The organism is Rhodococcus sp. 14-2470-1b (assembly GCF_002259415.1).
GTDB lineage: Bacteria > Actinomycetota > Actinomycetes > Mycobacteriales > Mycobacteriaceae > Rhodococcoides.
In genome coordinates this window covers 287292-299170 of the sequence record NZ_NPFY01000035.1, presented here as the reverse complement: position 1 = coordinate 299170, position 11879 = coordinate 287292, and the positions used below count along the sequence as shown (strand labels likewise).

The window sequence follows — 11879 nt, the reverse complement described above, 5'->3', positions numbered from 1 at the left end:
GTATGGCGATTGCTTGCCGGAGCGTGATTTTCCGTTGTTGGTGGATTTGTACGAGCAGGGTCGGTTGCCGTTGGAGAAGTTCGTGACCGAGCGGATCGGGATCGAGGACATCGAGGCTGCGTTCGAGAAGATGCACAAGGGCACGGTCCTGCGATCGGTGGTCGAACTATGAGCCTGCGCATCGACAAGGTGGTGACCTCGGGAACCTTCGCTCTCGACGGAGGTGAATGGGATGTCGACAACAACATCTGGCTGATCGGCGACGACAGCGAAGTAGTGATCGTCGATGCTGCTCACGACGCTCGCCCCATCATCGAGGCCGTGGCAGGCCGGACGGTGAAGGCAATCGTGTGCACACACGGCCACAATGATCACGTCACCGTCGCGCCGGAGCTGTCACGTGAGCTCGACGCTCCGATCCTGCTCAATCCGGCCGACGACGTGTTGTGGGAGCAGACCCATCCCGGACTCGCGCACTCCACGCTCGAGGACGGTCAGCGAATCTCCGTGGCAGGTACGGAGATTCTCGCTCTGCACACCCCGGGACATTCGCCGGGTTCGACGTGCCTCTATCTACCCGAAGCCGGGCAGTTGTTCTCCGGCGACACCCTGTTCTCCGGTGGACCCGGCGCGACAGGACGGTCGTACTCCGATTTCCCGACCATCATCGGTTCGATCCGGGATCGATTGTTCGCGCTGCCGGCCGAAACCCGCGTGAACACCGGACACGGTGACGGAACGAGCATCGGCGACGAGTCCCCACACCTCGAGGAATGGATCAAACGCGGAAGCTGACGTCCACTGTGTTCGCCGGGGTAACTCGACGAACACGCGCGTGCCTTACGTCCGGTTTCACCCTCCGAATGAGAGGGTGGAACCGGACGTCTCATGTCTAGGTGAACACAGGCGAGATTTCCGGTAATTTCCGTGGCCAAAGTCTGGAGGCTCTTCCCGTGGTGCGTCGTTACGCAGGACATCGACCGACTCTTCTCGGGATCGGCATCTGTGCCGCCGTCACCCTGGTCGCGTGCGGGTCCAACGTGTCCGGTACCCCCGAGCCTGCCGGAACCAGTGAGGCACCGTCGGTATCGAGCGAAGCCGCGGACCTGAATGCACTGTTGGTCGATCCGTCGGTGTTCCCCGCACCGTACGAGGCCATAGTCCTTCCACCACAGGCGATTGCGCAGGCATCACCGGATCTGACGGGCATTCCCGCCGGCGCCGAGGTGAGCCCGGCCGGCTGCAAACCCAAGGAAGTCAGAGCGGGCGAAGCTGCCTTGATCGTCGGCACCGACAACACGGACCGCGCCACGATCTCGGTCGAACTGACCGCAACCGACGAGCCGTTGTCGGTACGGGAATCGCAACTTGCCGAATGCGCCGAGGTTCAAGCGACGAAATCCGGCGCAACGTCCACTATTCGGTCCACGGTCGTCCCGGCCCCTCCCATCGACGCCGACGACACTCTCGCCGTTCGTCAGACAGTGTCGTCGGGAACGGGGTCGGACACGGTGACGCAGTCGATGTTGACGCTTCTGGCCCAGGTCGGAGACGTCAGAATCGCTGCGACCTACATGTCCTTCGAGCAGGGCGCGATCGACGGCGCGACGTTGGACGAGGTCTTCACCGCAGCGGTGCAGAAGGTGAAGGCCGGTTAGCACATCCCACCGACTTCACGCGTTCAGTCCACTCGTGGATCGGCCATCGCAGCCCGCGGTTGTCCACAGGGTGCCCGTCATCCACAGGTGATCTTCCGTCGCAGGTCGGAACCGGAACTCGGAGATCGGCCGAGGCACGCTGTGCACCATGACAACCGACTCCGGCACCCACCGACACCCGCCGACACCCGAGCGCATCGTCGGTCCGGGTGAACTCATCGCCGCAATCCCGGCGTTCCTGGGATTCACACCCGAGCGCTCGCTGGTCTTGATGTGCCTCGACGTCCTTGCCGGGTCGACCCTGGAAGTCCAGACCGTGATGCGACACGACCTGACCTTGCCGGACCGTTCCGAAGGGCAGTCGCTCTTCGAGTCGGGTGTGACCGAGGACATGCAGAGCGTCATCGAGCATTTCGCTGAGATGTGCGCCCAGTATCAGGTCCGGGCCGCACTCGCAGTCATCGTCGACGATCGTGGTGTCACCGTGGACGGACGGTTCAGGGGACTCGCACATCGATTGTCCGACCAGCTGCGAGTTCGGGGGGTCGAAATGACCGAGGTCTACCTGATCGCAGAGGTGACCCGCGGGAGCCGGTGGAGGTCCGCGATCGGCGTCATGGAGTACGGATACCTCACCGACCCCAGAACATCGCCCGTTGCACTGGCGTACATGCTCCAAGGTCGCGGAGTACACGAATCCCGCACCATGCTGGCAAGAACCGTTCGGCCGGTGGACGATCCGCTGTCGCGGGAAGTCGCGCGGACACTCGCTTCGGGCGCGGTCGTCGACGTCGGCAGCGACCGCGAACGTCTCCGCTCGATCGTCGACCAGTTGAAGGAATGGTCGGGGTACTCTCCCGACAATCCTGCCGTGGTCACTCTGCCGCCGGAACGGATCGCGGAGTTCGGAACGGCGGTGAACCACGTCATGGTGCGCGACAGCGTTCTCGCACTGGCGCTCACCGGCGTCGCCGGGCTGGCCGAACAGTTGTGGACTCTGCTGATGCGCACGTTGCCCGCACCGGAACGGGCATGCCCGGCAACGCTGTTGGCGTTCAGTGCCTATACGCGGGGCGAAGGCACGCTGGCCTCCGTTGCACTGGACATCGCGCACCAGGCCGACGAGAACTACTCGCTCGCCCACCTGCTGAGCCGCTCGCTCGCCGCGGGCGCGCGGCCCTCGATGATCCGGGAGGTGGCGCTCAGCGGATATGCAGTGGCCGAGCTGTGCGGAGTCGCGCTCCCGCCGCCGGTGGACTGACCTCTACCGAAATGCCCCTACCGGATGCTACGGCCGTGCCGAATGCGCTCGATCGCCCAACTTCTGGAGGAAGTTCCACGCATCGGCGACGATGACATCGAGGTCGGTCCTCTGCGGCGACCATCCGAGTTCGGTGGTGGCCAGGTCGCTCGAGGCGATGAGCACTGCCGGATCACCCGCTCGGCGCGGAGCGTTCTCCACCGCGATGGGCAGGCCGGTGACGCGCGCGCAGGCGTCGATGACCTCACGCACCGAAAAACCTTGACCACTACCCAGATTGAAGATCGTGTGCGATCCCGACGTTGCCGACTCGAGTGCGAGGATGTGGGCATCGGCAAGATCGAGGACGTGGATGTAGTCACGCACCGCGGTGCCGTCGGGCGTCGGCCAATCCGTACCGAACACCGAGATCTTCGCCCGCTGGCCGAGCGCGGTTTGTAGGACCAGCGGAATCAGATGCGTTTCTACGACCCGGTTCTCGCCGAAACCCGCGTACGCGCCGGCAACATTGAAGTACCGCAGGCTCGTCGCGGCCAGGCCGTACGCGTTCGAATACGACGTTATGGCATGGTCGATGGCCAATTTGGTTGCGCCGTACGGATTGGTGGGCGCCGTCGGCATCGACTCCGTGATCGGAGTTCGCTCCGGCTCACCGTATGTCGCGGCCGTGGACGAGAAGACGAGCTTCGGTGTGCCCGACTCCCTGATCGCCTCGAGCAACGCGAGCGTGGTCACCACATTGCCCGACCAGTACCGATCCGGCGCTACGACGGACTCGCCGACGAGGGACTGCGCTGCGAAGTGCAGAACCCCGTCGAATCGGCCTTCGCCGAGAATCGACGACGCGACATCCTTGATGTCCGCCTCGACGAACTCGGCGCCCGCCGGAACCGCATCCCGGTTGCCGGTGGACAGGTTGTCCACTACCACGACCTCGTGGCCGCGTTCGATCAGGACGGCAGCGCACACGCTACCGACGTACCCGGCTCCACCGGTCACCAACAATTTCATGTCCGTGACTCCGCTCAGACCTGCTTCACCTGGACGGCATGAGCCATCTCCTCGGAAATGTCGATGCCGTCGTGGCCGGGGACAGTGATCGTCACCGTGCCGGGCTTGGCCTCCACCGTCACACGCGCGTCGGGCACGACGCCTGCATCACGCAGCTGCGCGATGACCTCGGGATCGGACTGGACGTGCTCTGCGAGACGGCGGACGACCACGGCCGTCGCATTCCCATGAGGCAGATCGGTCAATCTGATCAGGTCCTCCGGTGCGGCAGCCGGCTGACCGAGCCCGAGTTCGGCAAGGCCCGGAATCGGGTTTCCGTACGGCGACGTCGTCGGGTTGTTCAGTACGGCTACGAGTCGACGCTCGACTTCCTCGCTCATGACGTGTTCCCAGCGGCATGCCTCGGCATGGACGTCTTCCCAGCGCAGACCGATGACATCGACGAGCAGCCGCTCGGCGAGCCGATGCTTGCGCATCACCGCGACGGCCAGGCTGCGGCCCTTCTCCGTCAGTTCCAGGTGGCGGTCACCCGCAACCGAAAGCAGCCCGTCTCGCTCCATTCGAGCGACGGTCTGGCTGACGGTGGGACCGCTCTGTTCGAGGCGTTCGGCGATACGTGCTCGCAGCGGTACGACGCCCTCTTCTTCCAAGTCGTAAATCGTCCGGAGATACATCTCCGTGGTGTCGACCAGATCCTTCACACTCAACCCCTTCGTCGCAACGGATTCTACCGTTGATCGGCGCATAGTGGCGCCGTAGGCCATGTGCCCGCGTGCCGCGAATTCGTACCCGCCGGTAACCGACTACAACACCGAGGGACGCTCGCACAGTCCCGGCGCGACAAGTAGCGTTGCGTGTCATGGCAGATCAGGCGACGGCATCGCCACCACGTACTCCGGTGGCAGGCGACGACATCGTCGTCTGGAGCGCGGAGTACCTCTCGTACCGGTGGAGTGCGGATCATCCGATGAACCCGACGCGTCTGGATCTGACGATGCAGCTCGCGCGACAGATCGGCGTTCTGGAGGGAATCGAACTCGTCGAACCCACTGCGGCTCCGGACGACGAGCTGCTCCGAATTCACACACCCGCCTACATCGAGGCGGTCAAACGTGCGCCCGAGAAGGGTACGGCGTTGGTGGATCCCGATCACGTGGAACACGGATTGGGATCGGACGACAACCCGGTGTTCGAGAAGATGCACGAAGCATCCGCGATGCTCACCGGTGGTTCACTGACCGCGGCACGGGAAATTGCGGCCGGACGAGCACGGCGGGCCGTGAGCATCGGCGGCGGGATGCACCACGCCATGGCCGACTGGGCATCCGGATTCTGCGTCTACAACGACGCTGCGGTTGCCATTTCGTGGTTGCTCGACAACGGTTTCGACCGTATCGCCTACATCGACGTCGACGCCCACCACGGTGACGGCGTGCAACAGGCGTTCGTCGGTGACCCCCGAGTGCTGACGGTGTCACTCCATCAACATCCCGCGACGCTGTGGCCCAACACCGGATGGTCGAGCGAAGTCGGCTCTGGGCCGGCCGAAGGGACCGCGATCAACATTCCGCTGTTGCCAGGAACCGGAGACCGGTTGTGGCTGCGTGCGTTTCATGCGATCGTGCCGGGGGCCATCTCGGCGTTCCGTCCGCAGATCATCGTCAGTCAGTGCGGCGTGGACAGTCACCGGGAGGACCCGTTGGCCGACCTGGCGTTGACCGTCGACGGTCAGAATGCGGCATTCCTCGCCATGCGCGACCTCGCGGACAGGTACTCCGAGGGGCGGTGGCTCGCGGTCGGCGGAGGTGGTTACGGTCTTGTGCGCGTCGTGCCCCGTGCATGGACGCATCTGATCGCTGCCGCTCTGGGCCGGAGCATCGACCCCGGCCTCGCTCTGCCCGAGCAGTGGCGTGACCGTGTGCGCACGATCGCTCCGAGTGTCGACCTACCGCAGGTGATGGGAGACGGCGGGGACATCGACTATCCCCCGTGGGACGGCCCGGGCGGCGCCGTGGCGGGGAGCGTCGAGGCCGCCGATCGTGCGCTCGAGCGTGTCGACTCGGCGATCATCGCCACCCGGCGAGCAAGCTTTCCCCTGCTCGGCCTCGACCCGGAGGACCCTCGTGACTGAACCCACCGCCAAAGAGCGCGAACGAGAACGTGCCGAGACGTCCTTCCCCAAGCACTGGGTCGCCGACGTGTTGGCCTCCGACGGGGGAGTGGTCCATCTCCGGCCGATCGTCCCGTCGGATGCGGACGCTCTCGTCGCTTTCCACGGGCGCCTCTCCGAACGCACACGCTATCTGCGTTACTTTGGCCCGTACCCGACGATGCCGCAGCGTGATGTCCTCAACTTCACGACGGTCGACCATCACTCCCGAGTCGCGTTCGTCGCCATCCTCGGTGACGACATCATCGCCGTCGGTCGATACGAGCGACTACCGGAAGGCGACGGCAACTCGGCGGAGGTCGCCTTCGTCGTCGCCGATTCTCACCAGGGCCGTGGACTCGGACCGATCCTGTTGGAACATCTCGCCGGAGCGGCGGCCGAGAACGGGGTGACGATGTTCGTCGCCGAGGTTCTTGCCGAGAACCGCAATATGGTGACGGTGTTTCGCGAGGCCGGATACCAGGTCTCGCGAAGCTACGAAGGTGGGGTTCTACGGCTCGAGTTCGCCATCGATCCCAGCGAAGCTCTTCTCTCCGTTCGTAATTCGCGTGAGCGGGCAGCCGAAGCCCGTAGCGTGCGTAACGTGCTGAGCCCGACGTCCGTTGCCGTGATCGGCGCCTCCACGGACAGTTCGAAAGTCGGCAACGCAGTGCTCGCGAACCTCCTCGCGGGTGGCTTCACCGGGCCGGTCTATCCCGTCAACGCCGACCACCGATCGGTTCGTGGAGTTCGGGCCTACCCGACAGTCCACGACATTCCGGATTCGGTGGATCTGGCAATCGCGGCCGTGCCCGCGGATTCGATCGACGAGGTGCTCGACGACTGCCTCGACAAGGGTGTGAAGGCACTCGTGGTCGTGTCGGCGGGATTCGGTGAATCCGGTCCGGAAGGGCAAGAGAACGAACGTCGGCTCGTGCGATCCGCACGTGCCCACGGTATGCGGTTGGTCGGACCCAACGCCCTCGGTGTCGCGAACACCGACCCGGAGTTCGCGCTGAACGCGACGCTCGCACCGTCGCTTCCCATGCCGGGGCACGTGGGTTTCTTCTGTCAGTCGGGCGCGCTCGGAATCGCAATTCTGGATCAGGCCACCAAACGCAGTCTCGGGTTCTCCACGTTCGTCTCGGCAGGAAACCGTGCCGATGTCTCGGGTAACGACTTACTGCAGTACTGGGATTCCGACCCCGCGACCGAAGTCGTCCTCCTGTATCTCGAAAGCTTCGGTAATCCACGGAAATTCACCCGAATTGCGCGCCGGGTGGCACGGTCCAAGCCGATCGTCGCCGTCAAGAGTGGACGTGGTGCGATTCCGCCGGCGCTGGCCACGGGGCCGGACATCGACGATTCGATCGTGAAAGCTCTGTTCGAGCAGGCAGGTGTCATCCAGGTCGACACCATCGCACAGCTCTTCGACTGCGCAATCCTGTTCGGCTTCCAACCGTTGCCCGCGGGCCCGCGCGTGGCGGTCGTCGGCAACTCCACTGCACTCGGTGTGCTTGCAGTCGACGCCGCGCGTGCCGAAGGACTGCATGCGGGAGCGCCCATCGATGTCGGTCCTCAAGCGGGTCCGCAGGAGTTCGCGGCGGCTGTGTCCGGCGCATTGCAGGCGGGTGACGTCGACTCGGTGATCGTGGTGTTCGTACCGCCGGTCGCAGTGACCGTCGAGCCCTTCGCCGAAGCACTGGGCAACGCCGTCCGCGGCGCCGACAAGCCGGTGCTGACGACGTTCCTTGCCACCGAGGGTATTCCCGACGTGCTGGCGGTCCGGGGTGAGCAGGGTCAGCCCGTGCGTGGTTCGGTTCCGTCGTATTCGAGCCCGGAGCGTGCCGTCACGGCACTCGCCAAGGCGTGGCGCTACAGCGCATGGAGAAGCAGACCTGCGTCCACCCCGATTCGACCGAACGGAATCGACTCCGAACGTGCATCGGCTCTGGTCCGTGGGTGGATGTCCGGCGGCAAGGATCGATGGTTGTCGGATTTCGAATCTGCAGAACTGTTGTCCTGCTACGGAATCAGCGTCGTGGACTTCCGGTCGGTCACCGACGAGGCCGAGGCTGTCGCCGCAGCCGAGGAACTCGGATATCCCGTCGCCGTCAAGGCAACCGGACCACAGTGGAAGCATCGTCCGGACCTCAGTGGAGTTCGTCTCGACCTCGCGGGCGCGGACGCGGTGCGTATTGCGTATCACACGCTCGCACACGAGACGGGCGAACCACTGCTACAGGTGCAGCGTATGGCGCCGAAAGGCATCGGGTGCGTCGTGCAGGTCCAGGACGACCCGAGCTTCGGATCGTTGATCTCGTTCGGGTTGGCGGGCGTCATCTCGGATCTACTGGGGGACCGCGCATACCGCGTGCTCCCACTGACCGAGGACGAAGCCGTGCAACTGATCGACGCGCCCAAGGCCGCGCCTTTGCTGTCCGGCTACCGAAACGCCGTACCCGTGAACAAGAGCGCACTCGTCGACCTCGTCCAACGAGTCTCGGCGATGGCCGACGACATCCCGGAACTTCGCGAACTCGTCTGTGAGCCCGTCTTGGCGTCGGCGAGTGGAGCGGAAATCATCGATACCCGCCTCCGCGTCGGTCCCGAACCCACCCGAGCGGACCTTGGCCCTCGGCGATTGCGATGACCGACACAAGCAGTAGCCGCTCCGAGTGCACGAGCACTCGGAGCGGCCACTGCTTTGGGTGAGTCAGCGGGACGAGTCACCGCTGCACCACCTGATCGGGGAGTGCTGCTCAGCTCGCGTACGAGCGAAGCTTCTCCGCGCGGTCTCCCTGGCGTAGCTTCACCATGACCTCACGCTCGATCTGACGGACACGCTCGCGGGACAGGCCGAAGAGCTTGCCGATCTGGTCGAGGGTGCGGGGCTGACCGTCGTCGAGACCGTAGCGCAGCCGAATGACCTGCTGTTCACGCTCGTCGAGCGTTCCCAGCACCGTCCGTACGTCGGTGTGAAGCAGACCGGCGATGACCGCGTTCTCGGCCGATGTGGCTTCGGAATCCTCGATGAAGTCTCCGAGCGGTGCTTCTTCGTCGCTGCCGACAGGCATGTCGAGGCTGACCGGGTCACGGCTGTGGTCGAGAAGATCTGCGATCTTCTCGGCGGGAATGCCGGATTCGTTCGACAGTTCCTCGTCGGTGGCCTCACGGCCGAGCTGCTGATGCAGTTCACGCTTGATCCGGGCCAGCTTGTTCACCTGCTCCACCAGGTGGACTGGAAGCCGGATCGTACGGCTCTGATCTGCCATGCCACGCGTGATGGCCTGGCGAATCCACCACGTGGCGTACGTGGAGAACTTGAACCCCTTGGCGTAATCGAACTTCTCCATCGCTCGGATCAGACCCAGGTTGCCTTCCTGGATGAGATCGAGCAGAGGCATTCCGCGTCCGGTGTATCGCTTGGCGAGGGACACGACCAGGCGGAGGTTGGCCTCCAGCAGGTGGCTACGGGCTGCACTTCCGTCGCGCACGATGATGGCGAGATTCCGCTTCTTGGCGGCGGTCAACCGCTTGGTGTTCTCCAGCACGTTCTTCGCGTACAACCCGGCCTCGATCCGCTTGGCGAGATCCACTTCCTCGTCGGCGGTCAGCAGGGCTGTACGTCCGATTCCGTTGAGGTAGACGCGGACCAAGTCTGCGGCCGGACTCTGGGCGTCGAGGTCGGCATCGCTGGGGCGCGGGCGGGTCGTGGTGCTGGGGCTGGTCATGACTTGCCTCCTGATCGGTGGTGTCTCATAGTGCTCAACGTCCGGAAGACTTCGATAAGTTCCCGCGCTCGACCCTGTGATACCCGCCTGACCAGGCTCTATCCCTTACTCGGCCTGAGAAGTTGCTGAGAAGCTCTTCCCGGTCGGAACTTGCCCCGATCGGGCCCGAAAACCTCGGGGCCTGATCAATCCATGACGAAAGAGATCGACCACCAAGGTCAGAGCTGCAGGCGTCAGGTCCTCCGGTTCCGCGCCGTGCGCAACCGCGAGCAGTTCGATCAACTCGGCCAGCGGCAACCCACCCGGGGACATTCCAGCGAGCAGGGCGGCGCCCAGGTCGTCGATCTCGTGTTGCCAGTTCGGTCCGTTGCCGCGATGCACGCGGGTCACCACCGGCGTCCACCCCTCGTCGCCCGGCAGTGACACCTTCTCGAGTGCCGTTGCCGGATCCAGCTCGAAGACAGCAGTCGCGACGTCGTTCTCGCGTAACCACGTCAGCCGAGCGAAGTAGTCGATCGCCTCGTCGCCCAGCGGATCCTCGAACGCGTGCCGCAGGTCTTCGGCAAGGACGTCGGTGGGAAGGTCGGTTCGGCGTAGATAGACGAACCCGAACCCGATGCCCGTCACGGCAGCTGCCTCGAAATGATCGAGCCACGCCTCCGCCTGGGCAGCTCCGGCTCCGTCCCGCGGATCGACGCCGCCGTCCTTCATCCATGTCCCCACGTACAGGGCCGGATCTGCGACGTCACGTTGGAGGATCCACGCGTCGACGCCGTGCTCGGGCAACCAGGACGCCACCCGGCGTCGCCAGTCCTCGCCGTCGACATGAATCCACGACGCGAGGATGGCTGCCGTGCCACCGACAGCGAGATGCGTCGGAGCCTGCTCGATCATGAGCCGGCTCGCGCCGTCCAGATCGATCCCCGAGTCGCGATAGCTGTGGCTGACCGTGCCGAGACCGACGACGAACGGCGGATTGGCGACGATCCGATCGAACACACGTCCCTCCACCGGTTCGAACCACGACCCACGAAGAAGCTCGACATCCATGTCGTTGAGCGCGAACGTGGCCGCGGCCAGTAGCATCGACCGCTCGCTGATATCGGTTCCGGTCACCGATTCCGCATAGTGCGCCGCGTGGACAGCCTGCACTCCGCACCCTGTTCCGACATCCAGAACCGACTGAACCGGTGTTGTAGGAGTTCCGCGAAGCAGTGACAACGACGCCTGACCGACCCCGAGAACGTGATCGGACGCAGTAGGGGAGTCCCGCATGCTGCCGTCGAGATCGGACACGACCCAGCGGGTACCCGATCCGGTGTCGAGCGGCCTGATGTCCACGGCAGCCCGTACCAGACCTGGGCCGCTGTGCCCGACAATTCCCGCCGCGACAGCGTCGTCCAGCAGCAGTGGTGCCAGTGCCGCCGACGCATCGGCCGCGGGAACGTCGTCGACGAGCAGGAACAGACGAATGAGCACGCCCAGATCTCCGAGCGCACGGGACGCCCTCCGAACCGGAACCGGCTCACTGCGACCGAGTGCGGAATGAGCGTCGACGCCGAGGGCGTCGAGCAGGGCATCAGCGGAGTACCCGACCCGCAGGAACGCGTCGCGCAGCGGTGGGCAGGCCGAGAGCAGCGGGGCAGTCACGTTGCTCAGTCTCTCAGGACGGAGCGATCGATCAGTCCTCGCCTGCTTCGATCACGTGGTGCGCCCGCGCCTCGATCGCGGGGTCCTCCTGTCGGCGGCCGTCGTAGCGACTCACCTCGTCCTTCGTGCGAGGCGGTCGGTCGTTGGCGATCAACACCGCCATCCACGGAAGTGGGATGGAGACCCCGACGATCGCCATGGCAATCCACGGGTTGGCCCAGATGCTGTAGGAAACGGCGGCGAGCACCAGCGCGGGGATCCGAAACGACATGATGAACATGTACTTCTTCACGCGAGCACGATGCTGTTCTTCCACCGACGTTCGTGCTTCGGTGATCAGTGCTGGGTGACGGGCCGAGCCGCTGTCCGCCGGGTCGGAGAACCCGGATGTTCGCGTCATGCCTCCACTGTGTCAC

General features: G+C 64.7%; 10 protein-coding genes and 1 pseudogene. 6 read left to right on the top strand and 5 right to left on the bottom strand.

Features of this window, described 5'->3' with window-relative positions:
- The 4 genes and pseudogenes from CH293_RS24615 to CH293_RS24600 form a co-directional block, all read left to right on the top strand.
- A pseudogene (locus tag CH293_RS24615) lies at positions 1-172 on the top strand (S-(hydroxymethyl)mycothiol dehydrogenase); the annotation flags it as partial.
- Entirely contained in the window at positions 169-795 is a 627-nt protein-coding gene (locus CH293_RS24610) for an MBL fold metallo-hydrolase (RefSeq protein ID WP_037113391.1), read from the top strand. The pseudogene CH293_RS24615 and the gene CH293_RS24610, both read left to right, overlap by 4 nt.
- Positions 796-1001: 206 nt before the next feature.
- Positions 1002-1658, top strand: a complete 657-nt coding sequence (locus CH293_RS24605) for a DUF5642 family protein (RefSeq protein WP_037113393.1) — start codon at positions 1002-1004, stop codon at positions 1656-1658.
- Between the two features lie 148 nt (positions 1659-1806).
- Entirely contained in the window at positions 1807-2919 is a 1113-nt protein-coding gene (locus tag CH293_RS24600) for a DUF4192 domain-containing protein (RefSeq protein ID WP_037113009.1), read from the top strand.
- 27 nt (positions 2920-2946) lie between these two features.
- Here the strand turns inward: CH293_RS24600 and galE are convergent, their stop codons facing one another.
- Both galE and CH293_RS24590 read right to left on the bottom strand, forming a co-directional pair.
- On the bottom strand, positions 2947-3930 hold the full coding sequence (gene galE, locus CH293_RS24595; RefSeq protein WP_037113010.1) for a UDP-glucose 4-epimerase GalE: 984 nt from the start codon (positions 3928-3930) through the stop codon (positions 2947-2949).
- Positions 3931-3944: 14 nt separating this feature from the next.
- Positions 3945-4631 carry a metal-dependent transcriptional regulator gene (locus CH293_RS24590; RefSeq protein ID WP_019664070.1) on the bottom strand — a complete coding sequence of 229 codons (687 nt, stop codon included), beginning with the start codon at positions 4629-4631 and terminating at the stop codon, positions 3945-3947.
- 158 nt (positions 4632-4789) lie between these two features.
- On the opposite strand from CH293_RS24590, the gene CH293_RS24585 reads away from it, so the two are divergent.
- Complete coding sequence (locus CH293_RS24585; protein ID WP_176460104.1) at positions 4790-6061, top strand: acetoin utilization protein AcuC; 1272 nt, start codon at positions 4790-4792, stop codon at positions 6059-6061.
- Positions 6054-8732 carry a bifunctional GNAT family N-acetyltransferase/acetate--CoA ligase family protein gene (locus CH293_RS24580; protein WP_037113012.1) on the top strand — a complete coding sequence of 893 codons (2679 nt, stop codon included), beginning with the start codon at positions 6054-6056 and terminating at the stop codon, positions 8730-8732. Before CH293_RS24585 ends, CH293_RS24580 begins: the two co-directional genes overlap by 8 nt.
- Positions 8733-8841: 109 nt before the next feature.
- Here CH293_RS24580 and CH293_RS24575 read toward each other — a convergent pair whose 3' ends face one another.
- The 3 genes from CH293_RS24575 to CH293_RS24565 form a co-directional block, all read right to left on the bottom strand.
- Entirely contained in the window at positions 8842-9813 is a 972-nt protein-coding gene (locus CH293_RS24575) for a sigma-70 family RNA polymerase sigma factor (protein WP_037113014.1), read from the bottom strand.
- A 105-nt stretch (positions 9814-9918) separates the two neighbouring features.
- Complete coding sequence (locus CH293_RS24570) at positions 9919-11463, bottom strand: methyltransferase (RefSeq protein WP_094721734.1); 1545 nt, start codon at positions 11461-11463, stop codon at positions 9919-9921.
- 31 nt (positions 11464-11494) lie between these two features.
- Entirely contained in the window at positions 11495-11863 is a 369-nt protein-coding gene (locus CH293_RS24565) for a DUF3099 domain-containing protein (protein ID WP_019664065.1), read from the bottom strand.
- Positions 11864-11879 lie beyond the last annotated feature (16 nt).

Excerpts from the sequence above, each read along its gene's own strand:
- CH293_RS24565 (WP_019664065.1), bottom strand. The coding sequence starts at position 11,863 with ATGACGCGAACATCCGGGTTCTCCGACCCGGCGGACAGCGGCTCGGCC.
- CH293_RS24610 (WP_037113391.1), top strand. The coding sequence starts at position 169 with ATGAGCCTGCGCATCGACAAGGTGGTGACCTCGGGAACCTTCGCTCTC.
- CH293_RS24585 (WP_176460104.1), top strand. The coding sequence starts at position 4,790 with ATGGCAGATCAGGCGACGGCATCGCCACCACGTACTCCGGTGGCAGGC.
- CH293_RS24575 (WP_037113014.1), bottom strand. The coding sequence starts at position 9,813 with ATGACCAGCCCCAGCACCACGACCCGCCCGCGCCCCAGCGATGCCGAC.
- galE (WP_037113010.1), bottom strand. The coding sequence starts at position 3,930 with ATGAAATTGTTGGTGACCGGTGGAGCCGGGTACGTCGGTAGCGTGTGC.
- CH293_RS24600 (WP_037113009.1), top strand. The coding sequence starts at position 1,807 with ATGACAACCGACTCCGGCACCCACCGACACCCGCCGACACCCGAGCGC.